Below are 20,880 nucleotides of genomic sequence, written 5' to 3' on the forward strand. Positions count from 1 at the left end.
CTGTTAGGGCGCGGCTGGTAAGAGAGCCTTATAGGCGCATCAGAAAAACCTCCGGCTATGCCGGAGGATATTTATTTTACTACCAGAAAATTACAGGGATTGTTGCTGCACGCTGATGTGGCGGGTGACATCCACCGGCATGCCGGATCGTACTTCAATTGCACGTACTATCACCTCACTCGCGCTTTGCGGCGAGTCTTTGAAGGCCTGCATGCTGGCGTTAAGTACAATTGGTAATGTTTTAGGGTCGTCATCGATGGATTTAGACAGCGGCTGATGGATTTCTACCAGCCGCGTGCCGTCAGGTTCAACAGACGCTTTGATTGGCGTATTGATAATATTCACGCGTGTACCTGGCGTGATCACGCTGAACAATGCGGCAATGTCGTTATCGCGCAGACGAATACAGCCAGAGCTCACGCGCATGCCAATGCCAAAATCAGCGTTGGTCCCATGAATCAGGTAGACGCCACCGTGCGCGGCAAGGCGAATGGCATGGTGGCCCATCGGGTTTTCCGGCCCGGCAGGGACAACCGCCGGTAAATCTATTCCTTGTACTTTATAGCGTGCGCGGATATTGGCGGTAGGCGTCCAGGTTGGATTGGCGCGTTTGTCGGAAACGGTCGTCACCATCGTCGGTGTCAGCGTATCGCCACCGAGTTGGCCGATGCCGATAGGGTAGACCGTCACCTCGTTTTTACCCGGCGGGTAATAGTAGAGACGCAGTTCGGCCAGATTGATAACAATGCCTTCACGCGGCACGTCTGGCAGCAAGGTCTGCAGCGGGATCGTCAGCACATTACCCGGACGGGGAACATAAGGATCGACGCCGGGGTTGGCCTGCAGTAATGCCAGGAAACCGACATTGTATTTTTTGGCAATCGCTTCCAGCGAGCCGCCATCGTTTTCCACCACGTGATAGCGGTTTTCACCGACCACCCGGCTACCGGGGGGCGGCAAAGGCCAGGTATTGGCTTTCGCCGGTAAGACCAGCGAGGCGGCGAGGAACATCGCCCAGAGGATAAATTGTGAATGTTTAATCATTACCATAATCCATGTAAATAATAAGGTTATTTTGATAGATCTGCGTTATGGAATTATGGCCGCAGGAAGTGTCGGGAAGTCCTGGAGGAGTGAAAGTGTTTGTAAATATTCAGGAAAATAAACGGGCCAGCCATGATAGCTGGCCCGCAGAGGCATTATGCGATGGCGTTTTCTTCCAGCTGTTGCATGAAGCTGCGCACCCAGTCCATACGGGTTTTGCGTTCCGTCAGCTCCTGGAAGAATTTCAGGCGCGTCGGGCCATCAAGGCGGAAGTGTTTCGGCTGCTTTTGCAGCAGGCCGATAAGCCATGCCGGGTTAACATGGTTCTTCTCGTTGAACTCAATGGTACCGCCTTTTTCATTCCCTTCGAGCTTACGTATCCCCAGCTTCTGCGCCTGTTGACGCAGACGCGCAATATCCAGCAGGTTTCGCGCAGCGTCGGGCAGCAGGCCAAAGCGGTCAATTAATTCCACTTTGATCTCATCAAGCTCATTTTCACTTTTTGCACTGGCAACGCGTTTATAGAACGAGAGGCGCGTGTTGACGTCGGGAATAAAATCATCCGGCAGCAGGGAAGGCATGCGCAGCTCGACTTCCGTCTGCTGGCTGGTGAGATCTTCAAGCGACGGCTCGCGTCCGGCCTTGAGCGCATCGACCGCGTTTTCCAGCAGCTCCATGTACAGCGAAAAGCCGATGGTTTCCATTGATCCGCTCTGATCTTCACCCAACAGCTCGCCAGCGCCGCGGATCTCCAGATCGTGGGTGGCGAGGGCGAAACCGGCACCCAAATCTTCCAGCGAGGCGATGGCTTCCAGCCGTTTTTGCGCATCGGGGGTCATCGCTTTTGGATGCGGGGTCAGCAGCCAGGCATAGGCCTGGTGGTGCGAACGTCCCACGCGTCCACGCAGCTGGTGGAGCTGCGCAAGGCCAAAGTGATCGGCACGCTCAATAATAATGGTGTTTGCGGTGGGGATGTCGATCCCGGTTTCGATGATGGTGGTGCACACCAGCACATTAAAGCGCTGGTGGTGGAAATCATTCATCACCCGTTCCAGTTCACGTTCACGCATCTGCCCGTGACCGATGGCAATACGCGCTTCCGGCACCAACTCTGCCAGTCTGTCGGCAGCTTTCTGAATGTTTTCAACGTCGTTATAGAGATAGTAGACCTGCCCACCGCGCAGCACTTCACGCAGGATCGCCTCGCGGACCACCAGGCTGTCGTATTCGCGAACGAAGGTTTTCACCGCCAGACGGCGCGCGGGTGGCGTCGCAATGATCGACAGATCGCGCATGCCGCTCATGGCCATATTCAGCGTACGCGGGATCGGGGTGGCGGTCAGCGTGAGGATATCCACGTCAGAGCGCATCGCTTTGATTCGCTCTTTATGCCTCACGCCGAAACGGTGCTCTTCATCGACAATCAGCAGCCCCAAATCTTTCCATTTCACGTCGCTTTGCAGCAGCTTATGGGTGCCGATAAGAATATCGATTTTACCCTCAGCCGCCTGTTCCAGTATTTGCGTCTGCTCTTTCGTGCTACGAAAACGCGAGAGCATTTCCACGCGCACCGGCCAGTTGGCGAAGCGGTCGCGGAAGTTGTCGAAATGCTGCTGAGCGAGCAGGGTTGTCGGCACCAGTACCGCCACCTGCTTGTTGTTTTCGACGGCGAGGAAGGCGGCGCGCATCGCCACTTCGGTTTTACCAAAGCCGACATCGCCGCACACCAGGCGGTCCATTGCCAGTGGCTGACACATATCACTTAACACCGCGTTAATAGCCTGCGCCTGATCTGGCGTGGTTTCAAACGGGAAGCTGTCGCAGAAAAGCTGATACTGTTCGCGATCGTGTTTAAACGCAAAACCGGACTTGGCGGCGCGCTGGGCGTAGATATCGAGCAATTCTGCCGCCACATCGCGGACTTTTTCCGCCGCTTTTTGCCGCGCGCGCGCCCAGACGTCACCGCCCAGTTTGTGCAGCGGAGCGTTGTCCTCAGCGCCCCCGGCATAGCGGCTGATCAGATGTAACGACGAAACCGGCACATACAGTTTGGCATCCCCGGCATAGGTCAGCATCAGGTATTCCCCTTTGATGCCGCCCGCCTCGAGGGTTGTCATCCCCGCATAGCGCCCAACGCCGTGCTCCAGGTGGACCACCGGCTGGCCGGGGTGCAATTCGGCGAGGTTACGAATCAGCGTGTCGGGGTTAATGGTGCGACGCGTATCCTGGCGGCGACGGGCAACGCGCTCGCCCAGCAGATCGCTTTCACAAATCAGCGCCCGGTTACGCAGCGTGTCGATAAAACCATGTTCAGCTGCGCCAATGATCAGATAGCGCCCGGCATTCTCTGCATCATCGAGTCGGGTAATCCGCTTCGGTGCCACCTTGATACGGGCAAGTAATTCCCCCAGTGCTTCGCGACGTCCCTCGCTTTCCACCGAAAAGACCACCGGCCCGGTGAAGGATTCGAGGAACTTGCGCAAATTATCCAGCGGCGATTTTTGCTGCGCCTGCACGGCCAGATCCGGCAGTGTCCGGTAACCGAGATTCACATTGGCGGCTTTGTCCGCCAGGTTGTCGGTTTTGAGTTGTACGCGCGGCCAGCGTTTGAGTTCGCTGAACAGTTCATCCACCCGCAGCCACAATAAGTCCGGTACCAGAAGGGGACGCATCGGGTCCACGCCGCGATTTTCGAAGCGCGCCTGCGTCTCCTGGCTAAAGCGTTCCGCGCTGTTTTCCAGATCGCCTGTATTGACGAGCAATGTGTTGCCCGGCAAATAGCTAAACAGCGACGGCAACGGCTCACTGAAAAACAGCGGCTGCCAGTATTCAATCCCGGTTGGCAGCGTGCCTTTGCTCACCTGCTGGTAGATATGTTCGGCGTCGCGTTTGACGTCGAACTTATCGCGCCACTGGCTGCGGAACAGCTCGATGGCGGTTTTATCCGTCGGGAATTCATGGGCTGGCAGTAAATTAATGGCCTCGACCTCTTCCAGCGTGCGCTGGCTGTCGGGGTCGAAGAGACGAAGGCTGTCGATTTCATCGTCGAAGAAATCAAGACGGTAAGGCTGTGCGCTCCCCATCGGGAACAGATCCAGCAGCGCGCCACGGGTGGCGTACTCACCGTGTTCCATCACCTGATCCACATGGCGATAGCCCGCGCTGTCCAGCTGTGCACGCAGGGCGTCACGCGACAGGCGCTGACCCTTTTTCATGACCAGCGCATGCCCGTGTAAATAGCTATGAGGGCAGACACGCTGCATCAGCGTGTTCACCGAGACAATCAGCACGCCGCGCTGCATAGAGGGCAACTGGTAAAGCGTGGAAAGACGTGAGGAGATAATTTCCTGATGCGGCGAGAAACAGTCGTATGGCAGCGTCTCCCAGTCAGAGAGATTCATCACCAGGTTGTCAGTGAACTGGGTGATTTCATCGTGCAGACGCAGGGCATTTTGCATATCCGGCGCAATCAGTACCACCGGACCTTTATGGCGCTCAATGATTTCCGCGACTTCGGTCGCGCAGGCCGCGTCGGTCAGTTCGCCAAGCTGGCGCTGCTCGCCTGCTTTGGCGGGCAGGGAATAACGGTATTGTTCAGGCATAGATAGGGTCTGGGTCTCTTGTGGACATGCCCCTTGTTATGGGGGCATATCACTGATACGCAATCCCTTTATTATCCGCGATTGTGCACTATTCGCCAACCTCAACGCGCCGGCTTATCGTGTCTGCGTTGCCGGAAGTAATTTTGCGGGCGGGGTGAAAAACAGGTCGGCAAACATTGCTGACGACATTTTGCGAATACATAAGCCCACCAGTGTGCAGATAACAAGGCTCACGAACGGGTAGAGCAATACGATAGACAGCTCGAACGCAGGCGGCCAGCGCCCGGCGTTCATCGGTTTCAGCAAGGCCAGACTGAAGGCTTCAATCAGGATGCGGTGCGTGGTGTAGATAGCAAGCGTATTGCTACCCACGATATTGAGCAGCGAGTTTTCACTGGAGCCAAAGCGCTCTTCCAGCGCGCGGAACAGACGCAAAATCAGCACCACCGACAGCAGGCTCAATGGCAGCGAGACATTGAAAAACCACAGTGCCACTGCCACCACCAGCGCCCCCGCCAGTACAATAGCGTAGCGGCGAAGAGAGATGCGCTTAAGCGTGTCCATAATGGTGCCGCCGAACCACGCCCCCATGCTGTAGTAGATCATATTGCGCAGCACGCTGTTCATACCCCACCAGGGCGAAGGCAAAAAGTTAATTGCGACACTCAGCAGCGCCATGGCGGCCAGCGCCGCGAGGGACCAGCGGCTCAGTAACTTGCACAAAATAAAGTAAACCACCAGCGCGTAGAGATACCACAGGCTGGTACTGGCGGTGAGCATACCCTGGATAAACTCGGTGGGCGTGTCCGCATAAGCAGCGTTAGAGGCATTGCTTAAATCACGCGTGGGGGCCAGCCAGTCATTGATGTGGCCCAGTGCCAGCCATTGCAGTACGCCCCAGAGTACAAGCACATAAAAGATGCTCCAGATTCGCTTGTCGACAGTCTCCTTCCACGGCACCTCATCGATATAACGTCGAATCAGGTAGCCGGAGATAAAAAAGAACACCGGCATGCGGAAGGGCGCGAGGTAGAGATTAAAGTAGATCCAACATTTGGCGAGGGTTTCCGACCACGCGTGGCCAAATGTGGTGAGGTGGGGGTAAAACGTAATAACTGAATGATAGATAACCACCAGACAGATACATAACCCCTTGATCTGATTGATCCATAGTGTCTTTTTTTTCATCGTCTTTCGCCGTTAGCATTTCAAAGTTCGGCGTTAATCCTGGTTGGCTCACGGCGGGGTGTAACGGTAAACAGTCTGTATTTCCGCCATTTTCGGATAAAGATCAGGTGGCGATGGGGAAAATGGGATATCAACGGAAAGCGAAACGCGCAAAAGTCACGCAACTAGCGATTTGATTTATCGGATTTTTTCCTGCCATCTGAGACGTCCGCTTACCGTTTCACTCATTTACGCTCTACGCTTTCGCTTATATACTTCGGAGTCTGCTAACAGCAACCAGACGGATTTCATGTACCAGCCTGTCACTCTCTTTATCGGCCTGCGCTATATGCGTGGGCGTGCAGCCGACCGCTTCGGTCGTTTCGTTTCCTGGCTGTCGACCATTGGCATCACGCTTGGCGTGATGGCGCTGGTGACCGTGCTATCGGTCATGAATGGCTTTGAGCGCGAGCTGCAAAACAACATCCTGGGGCTGATGCCGCAGGCGGTGATCACCGCGCAGAACGGCTCCATCAATCCTGAACAATTACCGGCCAGCGGGCTCAAACTGCAGGGCGTCAATCGCATTGCGCCGCTGAGTACTGGCGATGTTGTCCTGCAAAGCGCCCGTAGCGTGGCCGTAGGCGTGATGCTGGGAGTCGATCCGGCGCAAAAAGATCCGCTGACGCCATACCTGGTCAATGTGCAGCAGTCTGTGCTGGAAGCCGGGCAGTACAATGTGATCCTCGGTGAAGGCCTAGCCGGGCAATTAGGCGTTAATCGCGGCGACCAGATTCGCGTTATGGTGCCGTCCGCCAGCCAGTTCACCCCGATGGGCCGTCTGCCCAGCCAGCGTCTGTTTACCGTAATCGGTACTTTTGCGGCCAGCAGTGAAGTGGATGACTACCAGATGCTGGTCAATATCCAGGATGCGTCCCGTCTGATGCGTTATCCGGCTGGTAATATTACTGGCTGGCGTTTGTGGCTGGATGCGCCGTTGCAGGTGGATGTTCTGAGCCAGCAGACGTTGCCGCAGGGCACCAAATGGCAGGACTGGCGCGATCGTAAAGGCGAGCTGTTCCAGGCCGTGCGCATGGAGAAAAACATGATGGGGCTGCTGTTGAGCCTGATCATCGCGGTGGCGGCTTTCAACATTATTACCTCTCTGGGCCTGATGGTGATGGAAAAACAGGGCGAGGTGGCGATCCTGCAAACCCAGGGGCTCACGCCGCGTCAGATTATGGCGGTCTTTATGGTGCAGGGCGCAAGCGCGGGCATCATCGGCGCGCTGCTGGGCGCTGTGCTGGGTGCGCTGCTGGCCAGTCAGTTGAATAATCTGATGCCGATTATTGGTGCTTTACTTGACGGCGCTGCGCTGCCGGTGGCCATTGAGCCGTTACAGGTCGTTGTTATTGCGCTGGTGGCGATGGCCATCGCGTTGCTGTCTACGCTTTATCCTTCCTGGCGCGCTGCCGCCACTCAACCCGCTGAGGCTTTACGTTATGAATAAGATCCTGTTGCAATGCGACAACCTGTGCAAACGCTATCAGGAAGGGAAAGTGCAAACAGACGTGTTGCACGATGTGAGCTTTAGCGTGGGTGAAGGCGAGCTGATGGCGATTGTCGGCAGCTCCGGTTCCGGTAAAAGTACGCTGCTGCATCTGCTGGGCGGGCTGGATACCCCGACATCCGGCGAAGTGACCTTTGATAACCAGCAACTGAGCAAACTCTCCTCGGCGGCGAAAGGGGAGTTGCGTAATCGCGAGCTGGGCTTTATCTACCAGTTCCACCACCTGCTGCCTGATTTTACCGCGCTGGAAAACGTCGCGATGCCGTTGCTGATTGGCAAACACCAACCGGCGGAAATTGATGTCCGGGCGCGGGAAATGCTGCGTGCGGTCGGGCTTGAACATCGCGCCAGCCACCGCCCGTCTGAGCTTTCCGGCGGTGAGCGTCAACGTGTTGCAATTGCCCGTGCGCTGGTGAATAACCCGCGTCTGGTGTTGGCGGATGAGCCGACTGGTAATCTGGATGCCCGCAACGCAGACAGCATCTTCCAGCTGCTGGGCGAACTGAACAAATCTCAGGGTACCGCCTTCCTGGTGGTCACGCATGATCTGCAACTGGCGAAACGGATGGGCCGTCAGTTGGAGATGCGCGATGGCCGCCTGAGCACCGAAACGACCCTGATGGGAGCTGAGTGATGGCGTCTCCTCTGTCATTACTGATTGGCCTGCGTTTTAGCCGCGGCCGTCGTCGCAGCGGCATGGTATCGCTGATTTCCGTTATCTCGACGGTGGGTATTGCGCTGGGCGTGGCGGTACTGATCGTCGGCCTGAGCGCGATGAACGGCTTCGAGCGTGAGCTTAACAACCGCATTCTGGCGGTGGTGCCGCATGGCGAAATCGAGCCGGTGAATCAGCCGTGGAATAACTGGAACGACGCGCTGGCAAAAGTGGAAAAAGTGCCGGGCATTGTCGCCGCTGCGCCCTATATTAATTTCACCGGGCTGGTGGAAAGCGGCACCAATCTGCGGGCGATTCAGGTCAAAGGGGTTAACCCGGAGCAAGAGTCCCGCCTGAGCGCATTACCGAATTTTGTCCAGGCCGACGCCTGGCGCAATTTTAAACCGGGTGAGCAACAGATTATTCTCGGTAAAGGCGTCGCGGATGCGCTGAACGTGAAGCAGGGCGATTGGGTGTCGATCATGATCCCCAACTCCGACACCGACCACAAATTATTGCAGCCCAAACGCGTCAGGCTGCACGTCACCGGCGTACTGCAACTGAGCGGTCAGCTCGACCATGCGTTTGCGATGGTCCCCATGGAAGACGCGCAGCAGTACCTGGATATGGGCAGCAGCGTGACCGGTATCGCTATCAAGGTGAATGACGTCTTTAACGCCAGTACCTTGGTGCGTAATGCTGGTCAGGTCACCAATAACTATGTGTACATCAAAAGCTGGATCGGCAAGTACGGCTACATGTACCGCGACATTCAGATGATCCGCGCCATTATGTATCTGGCGATGGTGCTGGTGATCGGCGTCGCCTGTTTCAACATCGTCTCTACGCTGGTGATGGCGGTAAAAGACAAGAGCAGCGATATCGCCGTATTGCGTACGCTAGGGGCCAAAGACGGCCTGATCCGCGCGATTTTCGTCTGGTATGGGCTGCTGGCGGGCCTGCTGGGCAGCGTGATCGGCGTGGTGATCGGCGTGGTGGCGTCACTGCAACTGACCGCGATCATCAGCGTGATTGAGAAAATCATTGGGCATCAATTTTTATCCGGCGATATCTACTTTATCGATTTCTTACCGTCGGAATTACACGCACTGGATGTGGTGTATGTGCTGGTCACCGCGCTGGTGCTGAGTCTGTTGGCAAGCTGGTATCCGGCGCGCCGGGCAAGCAATATCGATCCGGCGAGGGTGCTGAGCGGACAATAATAAGAAGCAAAGGAGAGGCGATGTATTACGGATTTGATATCGGCGGAAGCAAAATCGCGCTGGGGGTATTTGACGATACCCGACGTTTGCAATGGGAAAAGCGCGTCGCCACACCGAAAGACAGTTATGAAACCTTTTTAACGACGGTCGCCCAACTGGTGGCCGAAGCCGATGAGCGCTTCGGTGGCCAGGGCAGCGTCGGCATCGGTATTCCGGGCATGCCGGAAACCGCCGATGGCACCCTCTATGCTGCGAATGTGCCTGCTGCCAGCGGCAAACCGCTGCGCAAAGATTTGAGCGCCAGACTCGCACGCGATGTCCGCCTCGATAATGACGCCAACTGTTTTGCCCTTTCCGAAGCCTGGGACGATGAGTTCCGCCAGTACCCGATTGTGATGGGGCTTATCCTCGGCACCGGCGTCGGTGGGGGGATTGTCGCAAACGGCCAGACCCTTAAGGGTCGCAGCTACATTACCGGCGAATTTGGCCATATCCGCCTGCCGGTAGATGCCATGACGCTGATGGGCTTTGATTTTCCGCTGACGCGCTGCGGCTGCGGTAAACTGGGCTGCATCGAAAACTACCTGTCCGGTCGCGGTTTTGCCTGGCTGTACCAGCATTACTACCATCAATCATTATCGTCTCCGGAAATCATTGCTCGCTGGGAGCAGGGCGACGCACAGGCGAAAGCGCATGTTGAGCGCTATGCTGATCTGCTGGCAGTGTGTCTGGGGAATATACTGACTATTGTGGACCCGGATTTACTGGTTCTCGGCGGTGGGTTATCGAATTTCTCTGCCCTGACGTCGTTGCTGGCGGAGCGATTACCGCCGCATTTGTTGCCGGTTGCGCGGATCCCCCGCATTGAACGTGCGCGTCACGGCGATGCGGGTGGCATGCGTGGCGCCGCTTTCCTTCATCTTACTGATTAGTCCTGAGAGGATGATATGCAGTCTCGTCGGTCACATCGTCTCAGTTGTTTTCGCCGTAATAAACGCCGTTTGCGTGAACGCTTACGCCAGCGGATCTTTTTCAGAGACCAGGTGGTGCCGGAAGTGATGGAAAAACCGAGAGTAGTGGTACTTACGGGGGCGGGGATCTCCGCCGAATCAGGCATTCGCACCTTCCGCGCGGCGGACGGGCTATGGGAAGAACATCACGTGGAGGATGTGGCAACGCCGGAAGGTTTCGCCCGCAACCCGCAGCTGGTGCAGTCTTTCTATAATGCGCGCCGCCAGCAGCTTCAGCTACCGGAGATCGCGCCAAATCCGGCGCATCTGGCACTGGCGAAGCTGGAAGATATCCTGGGCGATCGCTTTTTGCTGGTGACGCAAAACATCGACAACCTGCACGAGCGCGCCGGCAACCACCATATCATCCATATGCACGGTGAATTGCTGAAAGTGCGCTGCTCGCAGAGCGGGCAAGTGCTGGTGTGGACGCAGGACGTCACCCCGGAAGATAAATGTCACTGCTGTCAGTTCCCCGCACCGCTTCGCCCGCACGTGGTCTGGTTTGGCGAGATGCCGCTCGGGATGGACGAGATTTATCATGCGATTTCAATGGCCGATGTGTTTATCGCTATCGGCACTTCCGGGCATGTCTATCCGGCGGCCGGTTTTGTCCATGAGGCCAAACTGCACGGCGCGCACACCGTTGAGCTCAATCTTGAACCGAGCCAGGTCGGCAGCGAGTTCGAAGAGAAGCATTACGGTCTCGCCAGTGAAGTAGTGCCGGAATATGTTGAGAAGCTGCTGAAAGGGCTTTGAAATAACCCCTCACCCTCCCCCCACAGGGGAGAGAGGATAGCACGGCGCTGTTTGGGGCGGGGTGAGGGGAAATCTCGCGCTAACTCAACGACCCGCCTTTAACTTCTGGTAATACTCTTCGTAAATGGCACTAGCGCTGCCGACATCGTTTTGCCATTCGCCTTTGCTGATAGTCTCGGCGTCCGGGTAGAGCGATTTGTCATTCGCCACTTCCGGGCTCAGTAATTTACGCGCGGCCAGATTTGGCGTCGGATAGCCAATGGTTTCCGCTACCTGTTGCGCAATTTCCGGGCGCAGCAGGAAGTTGATAAGCTTAAGCGCGCCTTCTTTGTTTTTGGCATTGGCCGGAATCGAGAGGCTGTCCATCCAGAAGATGCCGCCTTCTTTCGGCCAAATTACCTGCAGCGGTGTGCCCGCCTGACGGGCGACATACGCGGAGCCATTCCACACCATTCCCAGATTCACTTCGCCTTCCATATACGGGTTCGCCGGGTTATCGGAGTTGAACGCCGCCACGTTAGGCATCAGTTTTTGCAGCTCTTTGTACGCCGCTTCGATCTCTTTCGGATCGGTGGTATTGCCGGAAAGCCCCAGTTTACGCAGCGCCACCTGGAAGACTTCGCGCGCATCGTCGGTAAGCAGCAGACTGCTTTTATATTCTGGCTTCCATAAATCTGCCCAACTGGTCACCGTCTTAGGGTCAATCTCTTCGCTGTTGATACCAATCGCCGTCGCGCCCCAGATATACGGGATGGAGTAGTCGTTATTTGGGTCAAACGGCTTGTTCAACATTTCCGGGTCGAGATTGTGGAAGTTGGTCAGCTGTGTTTTATCGATCTTTTGGATCATGCCCTCTTTGCGCATTTTGTCGACGAAGTAGGTGGAGGGCACCACCAGATCGTATGCGCCGTCTTTATAGGTTTTGAGCTTGGCATACATGGTTTCATTCGATTCATACGTCGAATAGATAACCTTGATGCCCGTCTCTTTGGTGAACTGTTCCAGCAGGCCTGGCGGCACATATTCCGTCCAGTTGTAGAAATAGAGCGTCTTGCTGTCGTCAGCATGTGCTGCGCCCATTCCGAACATCAGCGTCACAGCGGCAAGCATTTTTTTCATTTCAATATCCTTCGAGATTTTGTTTTATCGCGTGCAATCAGCTGGCTTGCGACAACCATCACCAGCGACAGAACTAACAGAATCGTTGCCAGCGCGTTCACCTCGGGTGAGACGCCGACTTTCACCATGGAATAGATTTTCAGTGGCAGAATTTCATAGCCCGGTCCGGTAACGAAGGATGAGACCACCACGTCGTCCATCGACAGGGTAAAGCTCAGCAGCCATCCCGCTGCCACGGCAGGCATCGCCAGCGGCAAAATGACTTTGCGCAGGATAACCAGCTCGCTGGCCCCCAGATCTTTTGCCGCTTCCAGCATCCGCACATCAAACCCTTTCAGCCGTGAATAGACCGTCACCACCACGAAAGGCAGGCAAAACGTAATGTGCGAGAACAGCAGCGACCAGAAGCCAAGCTGAATGCCCACCAGCATAAACAGCACCAACAATGAGATGGCCATAACGATATCCGGCGACATCATCACCACGAACAGCATGCCGCTGACAAAAGGTTTGCCGCGAAAGCGATAGCGGTACAGCGCCACGGCGGTCAGCGAACCAATAAGCGTCGCAAACGTCGCAGAGAGCACCGCCATGGTCAGCGAGTGTTGCGCCGCTTGTAGCAGACTGTCGTTGTTCATTAGCAGACTGTACCAGTCGGTGGTAAAGCCTTGCCAGTTAATGCCAAACCGCGAGCTGTTAAACGAGTTCACGATCAGGATGATGATGGGGATATAAAGGTATGCATAAATGGCGGTCATAAAACCGCCGCGCAGCAGTCGACCAATCATTCCAGCTCCACCTTTTTGTCCAGCAGACGCGCGGCGCGCCAGTAAACCAGTAACAGCAGGCCCATCACAATGGTCAGCGTGATGCTGGTGGCTGCGCCAAACGGCCAGTCGCGAATATTGAGAAACTGACTTTTGATCACGTTGCCAATCAGCAGATTTTTCGCCCCGCCCATCAGATCCGAGACGTAAAACAGCCCCATTGCGGGCAGCAATACCAGCAGGCAACCGGCAATAATGCCCGGCATAGTCAGCGGAATAATAATGCGCAAAAAGGTCTGCAGCTTGCTGGCGCCGAGATCCTTCGCCGCTTCCAGCAAGGGTTTATCGAGCTTTTCGATACTGGAATAGAGCGGCATGACCATAAAGGGCAACAGGATATATACCAGTCCTATAATCACCGCCGCAGGGGTGAACATCACGCGTATCGGCTCATCAATCACCCCCAGCCAGAGCAAAAAGGTATTCAGATACCCTTTGGTGCTGAGGAAGATCTTCAGGCCGTAAATACGAATCAGCGAGTTGGTCCAGAAGGGAACAATCAGCAAAAACAGCAGCAGCGGACGCACTTTGGCAGGCAATTTTGCCAGAAACCAGGCGAACGGGTATCCCAGTGCCAGGCAGGCGAGGGTGGCTATCACCGCCATATTTAGCGAGTGCAGCAGCACATCAAAATAGAGAGGGTCCAGCAGACGGGCATAGTTATCCAGCGAGAAGACCATAGCGACAAAATGGGCATCATCGCGGGTCAAAAAGCTGGTAACAATGATCATCAGGTTGGGCAGAAAGACAAACAGCACAAGCCAACCGACGATTGTGGCAATCACCACATTCTGGAATTTACTTGTGCTCTTCATCAGCCAGTACGACCTCCCAGCTTTCTACCCAGTTAATCGCCATTTTCTGGTTCAGGGAGTGGTCAAAATCAGGGTCATCTTCGTTGAAGAATTCGCTGACCAGCACCATTTTGCCGTTTTCCAGCTCCACCACCGATTCCAGCGTCATCCCTTTATAGTTACGCTCGCGCACATAACCCACCAATCCTTCAACTTCAGCGACATCGTGAATCTCTTCCACGCGTAAATCTTCCGGGCGCAGCATCACGTTTAGCGTCTGGCCTTTTTCTACCGCGAAGTTGACGTAAATATTGCACTCGCGGTCTTCAACGCTGGCGCGTACGCGCTGCTCATCAAGGCGCTCGATAACGGTGGCATTGAAAATATTAATCTCGCCAATAAAACTGGCGACAAACAGGTTCTTCGGCTCTTCGTAAATTTCCCGTGGCGTGCCGTCCTGTTCAATTTTGCCGTCGCGCATCACCACGATCCTGTCGGACATGGTCAGTGCCTCTTCCTGGTCGTGGGTGACGAAAACGAAGGTAATACCGAGCTTACGTTGTAGCGCTTTGAGTTCGTTTTGCATCTGCTTGCGCAGCTTGTAATCCAGCGCGGAGAGCGACTCATCGAGCAGCAGCAGGCGCGGTTTGTTCACCACGGCGCGGGCAATGGCCACACGCTGCTGCTGGCCGCCGGAGAGCTGGTGCGGTTTGCGCTGGGCAAACTCTTCCAGTTGCACCATTCGCAGGGCGTCGGTAACGCGCGGAGCAATTTCCGCCGCCGGGGTTTTCTGCATCCGCAGGCCAAATGCCACGTTGTCAAAAACGGTCATGTGGGGAAACAGTGCGTAGCTTTGAAAGACGGTATTCACATGGCGATGTTCTGCCGGAACGTCGGTGATATCCCGATCGTCGAGTTTGATATGGCCCACATCAACGCTTTCAAGCCCGGCGATCAGGCGAAGCACGGTGGTTTTGCCACAGCCGGATGGGCCGAGCAGGGTGAGAAATTCGCCGTGATTGATGGTCAGGTTAAAGTCAGAAATGACCGCTTTACCATCAAAACCTTTACAAAGGTCGACCAGTTGCACCAGCGGAGTGGGTGAACGCGGTTGTGTATTCAATTTTTTACTCTGTCCCTTGTCAACGCATCGGATCGCGCTCCGGATGCGGGGTTCGTGATTAACCACCTTAGGGTCTGACACATTGATGAAGGCCTGGCATTCTACGGCAAAGCACTGAAATCGCCAATCATTGATCTATTTTCACGGCCAAAAGTTGATTTTGTCAGCTACGTTTAATTGAGCAAAACAAAAATGAAAATATTCTCGTTTGCGGGATAAAAGTGACCTGACGCAATATTTGTGTTTTCGGGCTTATTGATAATGTTGTCACGTTTAGCGAGGGTGGCTGCATGGATAAATTATTAGAGCGTTTTTTACAGTATGTCGCGCTGGATACTCAGTCGAAGCCGGGTGTTCGTCAGGTGCCGAGCACCGACGGGCAATGGAAGCTCCTGCGCCTGCTCCAGCAACAGCTTGAAGATATGGGGCTGGAAAACGTCACACTGAGCGAGAAAGGTACGGTGATGGCCACGCTGCCTTCAACCATTGATAAGCCGGTGCCGGCCATCGGTTTCATTTCTCACGTTGATACGTCCCCGGATTGCAGCGGTAAGAATGTGAACCCGCAAATCCTCGAAAACTACCGTGGCGGGGATATCGCGCTGGGTATCGGTGATGAAATACTCTCACCCGTCATGTTCCCGGTGCTGCACCAGCTTCTGGGTCAGACGCTTATTACCACTGACGGTAAAACGCTGCTGGGTGCGGACGACAAAGCCGGTGTGGCGGAAATCATGACCGCGATGGCGGTACTGAAACAGAAAAAAATCCCGCATGGGGATATTCATGTGGCCTTCACCCCGGACGAAGAAGTGGGCAAAGGGGCGAAGCATTTTGACGTCGAGGCGTTTGGCGCGAAATGGGCGTACACCGTTGACGGTGGCGGGGTCGGTGAGCTGGAGTTTGAGAACTTCAACGCTGCGTCGGTCACCATCAAGATTGTCGGCAACAACGTCCACCCGGGCACCGCGAAAGGGGTGATGGTCAACGCCATGTCGTTGGCAACCCGCATTCATGCGCTGGTGCCTGCCGAAGAGAGCCCGGAAAACACCGAAGGCTACGAAGGCTTCTACCATCTCACCAGCATTAAAGGCACCGTTGAACGGGCAGAGATGCACTACATCATTCGAGATTTCGACCGCAAAGAGTTTGAGTCGCGTAAACGCAAAATGATGGAGATCGCCAAAAAGGTCGGGAAAGGTCTACATCCGGACTGCTATATCGAACTGGTGATTGAAGACAGCTATTACAACATGCGCGAGAAGGTTGTCGATCATCCGCACATTATCGATATTGCCTGTCAGGCTATGCGCGATTGCGATATCGAACCGCAGATGAAAGCGATTCGCGGCGGTACCGATGGTGCCCAGCTGTCGTTTATGGGACTGCCGTGTCCCAATCTGTTTACTGGTGGCTATAACTACCACGGTAAGCATGAGTTCGTGACGCTGGACGGAATGGAAAAAGCGGTTCAGGTGATCGTGCGTATTGCCGAGTTAACCGCGAAACAGGGATAAACGCTTTCCCTGATAATGCATAACAGACAGGCCGGGCAAACGTGATGTTGCCCGGCTTTTTTATGGCTTAGTCTTCGAAGAACCAATAGCCGCTATTGACCAGCGCCGCGAGCATGGCGAGGAAGGACGGGTCTTCCAGCGCATCGCCAAAGGCGTTCTCATTGAGCACCATATGGTTTGCCAGCGCATCGAGTGCCGGGCGATGCGGTGAGTTGATCCGCTCGCCGTTGACGAACACTTCCCCTGCGATACGCAACACGCGCAGGCCGCCTAAACGCACCAGCTTATCGCCCTGTTTCAGCGCGTCGTAAATCTCATCCGGCTGATACGGCGGCTCCGGCGGGGTGACGTCCAGCTCATGGCGCGACTGAGTAATAAACTCGCCGATCCACTCATTGAAATGCTCCGGCTGATTGATCAGATCCAGCATCATCTGGCGCAGACCGTCCAGCTCTTGCGGCAGCACGTCCGCCGGGTGCTCGCGTGATGGCACGTCCGGGTCGGTATAGCGCAGGCTGCCCAGCTCGCGCTGCAGTACGTAGTCGGCAAAACCACTGATCAGCTCGCGTCCACTCGGCGCGCGATAGCCCACGGAGTAGTTCATGGAATTTTCCAGCGAGTAGCCCTCGTGCGGGAATCCCGGTGGAATATAGAGGATATCGCCCGGTTCCATCTCTTCGTCGATGATGGCCTCGAAGGGAGCAACCTGCAGCAGGTCCGGGTGCGGGCAGTGTTGCTTCATCGGCGTTTTTTCGCCAACCCGCCAGCGACGACGACCGGTGCCCTGAATGATAAACACATCGTACTGATCGAGGTGCGGGCCAACGCCGCCGCCGGGCACGGAAAACGAAATCATCACATCGTCGGTGCGCCAGTCGGGCAGGGCGCGGAACGGACGCATCAGCGCCGATGTTGGCTCATGCCAGTTGTTCACCGCCTGTACCAGCAACGACCAGTTGCTTTCGCCCAGATGATCGTAGCTTTCGAACGGCCCGTGGCTGACCTGCCATTTACCGTCGAGATGGCTAACCAGTCGGCTGTCGACTTCATCTTCCATAGCCAGGCCGGCCAGTTCGTCAGGGGAAATGGGATCGATAAATTGAGCAAAGCCGCGTTTCAGTACCACCGGGCGTTTTTGCCAGTAGCGCGCGATAAAATCCGGCCAGTTAAGGTTGATGTTATAGTCCATGTTTGTTTCCCCAAACGTTAGTTTGAGTCGGAGTATAACGGATGGTAGGCGGCCTGCGTGGGACAGGCCGCGTTATTTTGACTGAATGCTTTAATTATCGCCGCTTATCGGCTGCTGACGGCCGAAGATGGCTTCCATTTTGGCCCCGCCGAGCAAACTTTCGCTGGTCAGGATCTGCCCGTCGTATTGTTCAACGATTTCACGCGCAACGGATAATCCCACGCCCTGGCCGGGACGCAGCGTATCGGCGCGCCGACCACGGTCGAAAACCATCTCACGTTTGGACATCGGGATCCCCGGGCCATCATCTTCAATAATGATGTGTATGCTCTCATCGGTCTGTCTTGCCGACACTTCGACAAATTCGAGGCAATATTTGCAGGCGTTATCCAGCAGGTTGCCGATCACTTCCATAAAATCGTTTTTCTCGCCGACAAAGCTGATTTCCGGCGAGATATCGAGGCTGATATTCACCCCTTTGCGTTGATACACCTTGTTCAGCGCCGAGGTCAGGCTATCAAGCAGAGGGGCGACCGGGTGAAGCTCACGGCTAAGCAGCCCACTGCCACCGCGCATGCTGGCGCGATGCAGGTAGTAACCAATCTGCTGAGAAATACGGCTGATCTGCTCCAGCATCACCGGTTCGGCGTCGCTAACGCTCAGCTTTTCACTGCGCAGCGAACGCAACGTACTTTGTAGCACCGCCAGCGGGGTTTTCAGGCTGTGCGTCAAATCGGTGAGGGTGGTGCGGTACTTGTCGTAACGCTCACGCTCGCTTTTCAGCAGGCGATTGAGGTTGCGCACCAGGCTGGTGAGTTCGCGCGTGGTGGCCGGGTTCAGGTTTTCGCGATGATGGTCTTCCAGCTCACGCACCTCCTTTGCCAGCTCCTCAATCGGGCGCAAGCTCCACCATGCCGCCATCCACAGTAACGGGATCACCAGCAGCAGGTTTGCCGCCAGCACGTAAATAAACCAGCTCCACACCATCCATGAACGTTTGAGTTCAATCGGCACAGTGTCAATGGCGACGATAGTGAGCTGCGGCATCCGCGCCGTGGCCGGATAGAGGTTGACCGCCACCGAGTGGGTCATTTCCGAGGTATTGTCGTCTTCCCGAATCTCATTGAACTGTTCCACCACCGACTCATCGTTATCGACCAGCGTACTGGAATCGTCCACATCCGCTTCAATTTCATGGAATCCGTCAGCCTTAAGCCAGGCCGGGTCGACGCGTTTTGCCAGCCAGGGGATATCGCGTTGTGCCCAGATAAGCTTGCCGTCTTTGTCATAAATCAGCGTGATGGTCGGGCTTTGCATATTGAGGCTGTGCGGCAGGTCGACGCTGAGGGTGCCGTTTTCCCAGCGGGCAAGGGTATAGAACAGATTGCTTTCACCGCGCAGCAGACGGAACGTGGTCTTATCAAAGCTGACGCTATAGCCGACCAGGGCAACCATGCCATAGGCCAGTGAGAGCACCAGCACAACGGCGGCGGTTGCCAGAAGGAAACGAACCCGTAATGAGAGCGGCAGAAGATGCCGCAGCACTCGCCTCATTTGGGCAGTTCGAAGAGATAACCCTGGCCACGCACCGTGGTGATCACCTCTGTGGGATAGAGTGCCTGAATTTTTTTACGCAGGCGTCCCATCAGGACATCAATCGTATGGCTTTCCCGCAGTTCGGCATCCGGATACAGCTGGAGCATCAGGGAATCTTTGCTAACGACCTTGCCGCTGTTACGAATCAGGGTTTCCATGATGGTATATTCAAACGCCGTCAGTTTGACGACTTCACTGCTGATCGACATTTCACGACGGGAGAGATCCACCTGGAACGGTGGCATCGAGATAACCTGTGACGCCAGGCCGCTGTTACGGCGCATCAGTGCTTGGATGCGTGCCACCACTTCTTCAATATGGAAGGGTTTGGTGACGTAATCGTCCGCACCGGCGCTCAGTACTTCCACTTTGTCCTGCCAGCCTTCACGTGCCGTCAGGACCAATACGGGTAATGAAACATCATGGCTGCGCCAGCGGCGAATCAGCGATAACCCGTCTTCATCGGGCAGGCCGAGATCGACAATCGCGATATCGGGCACGTGTTCATTAAGAAAATAGTCCGCTTCCTTTGCATCTTCCGCGGCGTCGACCTGATGTCCCAGTTCCTGAAGCTGAACTTTTAAATGGTGACGTAACAGGGCATTGTCCTCCACAACGAGTACGCGCATCGTGATTCCTCTCATCGAATAAGTGCATAAATAGTCTAACGCTAATTATGCGGCGGGAGCGATAAACATTGTTTAAACCAGCAGGATACCCGGTTTATATAACAGGCAGTGATATTTTTGCACGACGATATGTTTTACACGCCAGCGCTCTCCTGCGACAGCCCGGCGTGGTGAGCGGTTAACGGGTGCGCGCAAGCGAGGCAGCAATTTTGTCTTGCCACGGCAGGGCAAGAAGACTAAATGTGCTGAGGGTTTCAAGTTCGGAAAGGTCAGGTGTGGCAGCAAAAACGCTGGCCTGTACCCGGCTCAGTGGCCAGTCGGAGTAGACACGGTCAATCAGTACAAAGCGATCGCCTTGTTGCGTTTCGCCAGATTGCAGTACACGATAAAACCAACCGTTTCGAGATTGCTGATGCATGATCTCCGGGGCACCCGTATCTTCCAGCCGTGCCGCCATGGTCTTGCAGGCTTCGCGCCCCCAGGAGACCTGAATTTGCGCCGTACCGAGGGCGAAGATATCGCCGGGACAGACGTTGTCTTCCGTCAGACCAAGACTGGATAAATTCTCGCCAAAGATGCCCGGCGTAGCAAGACGGGCTGCCTGCGTTGGGTAGCGCTGACGCCAGAAGGCATAGTGCTCCTGCGCATACTGCATTAGCGCGCAGTCGCTGTCGGGGTAATGTTCCTCAATGCCGTTTTCCGCGCGTAAGCCGTTGGTATGCAAAAACACAGGCCCTGCCAGCATCACTTTGCGTTGGGTACCGTCAGGCTGCTGCTCATTACCGAGAATGGCGGCCAGCGTGCCGGTCACATTTCGCTGATTCATGCTTCCTCCGTTGAAGGGAAATCTCCCCCGTCTGGCGGGGGAGGAGTGACTTAGAATTTATACTCTACGCCTGCCCAGAAATTACGCCCCTCTTCGATAAATCCTTCGCTGTAGAAATAGCGGGTATCAAAGAGGTTGTTCACCGAGGCATTCACGCTAGATAGTGTCGTCACGAGGATAAAAATCATTGATAATAGGGCCTTCTAATCAGAAGGCCCTATTATCATGAC

General features: G+C 55.3%; 18 protein-coding genes. 6 read left to right on the top strand and 12 right to left on the bottom strand.

Going from position 1 to position 20,880, the window contains the following annotated elements; all coding sequences use genetic code 11:
- Positions 1-90: 90 nt before the first annotated feature.
- The 3 genes from ldtC to ACSZPU_RS13280 form a co-directional block, all read right to left on the bottom strand.
- A complete protein-coding gene (gene ldtC / locus ACSZPU_RS13270; protein ID WP_498999434.1) occupies positions 91-1,044 on the bottom strand; it encodes a L,D-transpeptidase LdtC in 954 nt (317 codons plus the stop codon).
- A 155-nt stretch (positions 1,045-1,199) separates the two neighbouring features.
- Positions 1,200-4,646 (bottom strand): transcription-repair coupling factor, encoded by a 3,447-nt coding sequence (mfd, locus tag ACSZPU_RS13275; RefSeq protein ID WP_498999437.1) that lies wholly within the window; start codon positions 4,644-4,646, stop codon positions 1,200-1,202.
- A 114-nt stretch (positions 4,647-4,760) separates the two neighbouring features.
- Complete coding sequence (locus ACSZPU_RS13280) at positions 4,761-5,834, bottom strand: acyltransferase family protein (protein WP_498999440.1); 1,074 nt, start codon at positions 5,832-5,834, stop codon at positions 4,761-4,763.
- Between the two features lie 289 nt (positions 5,835-6,123).
- Between ACSZPU_RS13280 and lolC the strand changes: the two genes are divergently transcribed.
- The 5 genes from lolC to cobB are packed head-to-tail and all read left to right on the top strand — an operon-like array spanning position 6,124 to position 11,030.
- Entirely contained in the window at positions 6,124-7,323 is a 1,200-nt protein-coding gene (lolC, locus tag ACSZPU_RS13285; RefSeq protein WP_498999442.1) for a lipoprotein-releasing ABC transporter permease subunit LolC, read from the top strand.
- Positions 7,316-8,017 (top strand): lipoprotein-releasing ABC transporter ATP-binding protein LolD, encoded by a 702-nt coding sequence (gene lolD / locus ACSZPU_RS13290; RefSeq protein ID WP_498999444.1) that lies wholly within the window; start codon positions 7,316-7,318, stop codon positions 8,015-8,017. Before lolC ends, lolD begins: the two co-directional genes overlap by 8 nt.
- Complete coding sequence (gene lolE, locus ACSZPU_RS13295; RefSeq protein ID WP_498999470.1) at positions 8,017-9,261, top strand: lipoprotein-releasing ABC transporter permease subunit LolE; 1,245 nt, start codon at positions 8,017-8,019, stop codon at positions 9,259-9,261. The genes lolD and lolE overlap by 1 nt, the downstream gene beginning before the upstream one ends.
- 20 nt (positions 9,262-9,281) lie before the next feature.
- Entirely contained in the window at positions 9,282-10,193 is a 912-nt protein-coding gene (gene nagK / locus ACSZPU_RS13300; RefSeq protein ID WP_498999446.1) for an N-acetylglucosamine kinase, read from the top strand.
- A 15-nt stretch (positions 10,194-10,208) separates the two neighbouring features.
- Entirely contained in the window at positions 10,209-11,030 is an 822-nt protein-coding gene (cobB, locus tag ACSZPU_RS13305; RefSeq protein ID WP_498999448.1) for a Sir2 family NAD+-dependent deacetylase, read from the top strand.
- 84 nt (positions 11,031-11,114) lie between these two features.
- Here cobB and potD read toward each other — a convergent pair whose 3' ends face one another.
- The 4 genes from potD to potA are packed head-to-tail and all read right to left on the bottom strand — an operon-like array spanning position 11,115 to position 14,926.
- A complete protein-coding gene (gene potD, locus ACSZPU_RS13310; protein ID WP_498999450.1) occupies positions 11,115-12,149 on the bottom strand; it encodes a spermidine/putrescine ABC transporter substrate-binding protein PotD in 1,035 nt (344 codons plus the stop codon).
- Complete coding sequence (gene potC / locus ACSZPU_RS13315; RefSeq protein ID WP_498999452.1) at positions 12,146-12,937, bottom strand: spermidine/putrescine ABC transporter permease PotC; 792 nt, start codon at positions 12,935-12,937, stop codon at positions 12,146-12,148. The genes potD and potC overlap by 4 nt, the downstream gene beginning before the upstream one ends.
- Positions 12,934-13,791, bottom strand: a complete 858-nt coding sequence (potB, locus tag ACSZPU_RS13320; protein WP_498999455.1) for a spermidine/putrescine ABC transporter permease PotB — start codon at positions 13,789-13,791, stop codon at positions 12,934-12,936. Before potB ends, potC begins: the two co-directional genes overlap by 4 nt.
- Positions 13,775-14,926 (bottom strand): spermidine/putrescine ABC transporter ATP-binding protein PotA, encoded by a 1,152-nt coding sequence (gene potA / locus ACSZPU_RS13325; RefSeq protein WP_498999473.1) that lies wholly within the window; start codon positions 14,924-14,926, stop codon positions 13,775-13,777. Before potA ends, potB begins: the two co-directional genes overlap by 17 nt.
- 257 nt (positions 14,927-15,183) lie before the next feature.
- Between potA and pepT the strand changes: the two genes are divergently transcribed.
- The gene (pepT, locus tag ACSZPU_RS13330; protein ID WP_498999458.1) at positions 15,184-16,410 is read left to right on the top strand and encodes a peptidase T; all 1,227 of its coding nucleotides are present in this window, start codon (positions 15,184-15,186) and stop codon (positions 16,408-16,410) included.
- A gap of 67 nt (positions 16,411-16,477) precedes the next feature.
- Here pepT and ACSZPU_RS13335 read toward each other — a convergent pair whose 3' ends face one another.
- The 5 genes from ACSZPU_RS13335 to ACSZPU_RS13355 all read right to left on the bottom strand — a co-directional run bounded on the left by ACSZPU_RS13335 (position 16,478) and on the right by ACSZPU_RS13355 (position 20,838).
- Positions 16,478-17,599 (bottom strand): ribosomal protein uL16 3-hydroxylase, encoded by a 1,122-nt coding sequence (locus tag ACSZPU_RS13335; protein ID WP_498999460.1) that lies wholly within the window; start codon positions 17,597-17,599, stop codon positions 16,478-16,480.
- A 90-nt stretch (positions 17,600-17,689) separates the two neighbouring features.
- Positions 17,690-19,153, bottom strand: a complete 1,464-nt coding sequence (gene phoQ / locus ACSZPU_RS13340) for a two-component system sensor histidine kinase PhoQ (RefSeq protein WP_498999462.1) — start codon at positions 19,151-19,153, stop codon at positions 17,690-17,692.
- Positions 19,150-19,824 (bottom strand): two-component system response regulator PhoP, encoded by a 675-nt coding sequence (gene phoP, locus ACSZPU_RS13345; protein ID WP_498999465.1) that lies wholly within the window; start codon positions 19,822-19,824, stop codon positions 19,150-19,152. Before phoP ends, phoQ begins: the two co-directional genes overlap by 4 nt.
- Before the next feature lie 178 nt (positions 19,825-20,002).
- Positions 20,003-20,650, bottom strand: a complete 648-nt coding sequence (locus ACSZPU_RS13350) for an MOSC domain-containing protein (protein ID WP_498999467.1) — start codon at positions 20,648-20,650, stop codon at positions 20,003-20,005.
- A 50-nt stretch (positions 20,651-20,700) separates the two neighbouring features.
- On the bottom strand, positions 20,701-20,838 hold the full coding sequence (locus ACSZPU_RS13355; protein ID WP_498999476.1) for a hypothetical protein: 138 nt from the start codon (positions 20,836-20,838) through the stop codon (positions 20,701-20,703).
- Between the last annotated feature and the right edge of the window lie 42 nt (positions 20,839-20,880).

The organism is Phytobacter sp. V69 (assembly GCF_965644215.1).
Taxonomy (GTDB): domain Bacteria; phylum Pseudomonadota; class Gammaproteobacteria; order Enterobacterales; family Enterobacteriaceae; genus Phytobacter.

Coding starts and splice junctions, on each gene's coding strand:
- cobB (WP_498999448.1), top strand. CDS start 10,209: ATGCAGTCTCGTCGGTCACATCGTCTCAGTTGTTTTCGCCGTAATAAA.
- potC (WP_498999452.1), bottom strand. CDS start 12,937: ATGATTGGTCGACTGCTGCGCGGCGGTTTTATGACCGCCATTTATGCA.
- phoQ (WP_498999462.1), bottom strand. CDS start 19,153: ATGAGGCGAGTGCTGCGGCATCTTCTGCCGCTCTCATTACGGGTTCGT.
- ldtC (WP_498999434.1), bottom strand. CDS start 1,044: ATGATTAAACATTCACAATTTATCCTCTGGGCGATGTTCCTCGCCGCC.
- nagK (WP_498999446.1), top strand. CDS start 9,282: ATGTATTACGGATTTGATATCGGCGGAAGCAAAATCGCGCTGGGGGTA.
- lolC (WP_498999442.1), top strand. CDS start 6,124: ATGTACCAGCCTGTCACTCTCTTTATCGGCCTGCGCTATATGCGTGGG.
- pepT (WP_498999458.1), top strand. CDS start 15,184: ATGGATAAATTATTAGAGCGTTTTTTACAGTATGTCGCGCTGGATACT.
- potB (WP_498999455.1), bottom strand. CDS start 13,791: ATGAAGAGCACAAGTAAATTCCAGAATGTGGTGATTGCCACAATCGTC.
- lolE (WP_498999470.1), top strand. CDS start 8,017: ATGGCGTCTCCTCTGTCATTACTGATTGGCCTGCGTTTTAGCCGCGGC.
- ACSZPU_RS13355 (WP_498999476.1), bottom strand. CDS start 20,838: ATGATTTTTATCCTCGTGACGACACTATCTAGCGTGAATGCCTCGGTG.
- ACSZPU_RS13335 (WP_498999460.1), bottom strand. CDS start 17,599: ATGGACTATAACATCAACCTTAACTGGCCGGATTTTATCGCGCGCTAC.
- ACSZPU_RS13280 (WP_498999440.1), bottom strand. CDS start 5,834: ATGAAAAAAAAGACACTATGGATCAATCAGATCAAGGGGTTATGTATC.
- lolD (WP_498999444.1), top strand. CDS start 7,316: ATGAATAAGATCCTGTTGCAATGCGACAACCTGTGCAAACGCTATCAG.
- potD (WP_498999450.1), bottom strand. CDS start 12,149: ATGAAAAAAATGCTTGCCGCTGTGACGCTGATGTTCGGAATGGGCGCA.
- ACSZPU_RS13350 (WP_498999467.1), bottom strand. CDS start 20,650: ATGAATCAGCGAAATGTGACCGGCACGCTGGCCGCCATTCTCGGTAAT.
- phoP (WP_498999465.1), bottom strand. CDS start 19,824: ATGCGCGTACTCGTTGTGGAGGACAATGCCCTGTTACGTCACCATTTA.
- mfd (WP_498999437.1), bottom strand. CDS start 4,646: ATGCCTGAACAATACCGTTATTCCCTGCCCGCCAAAGCAGGCGAGCAG.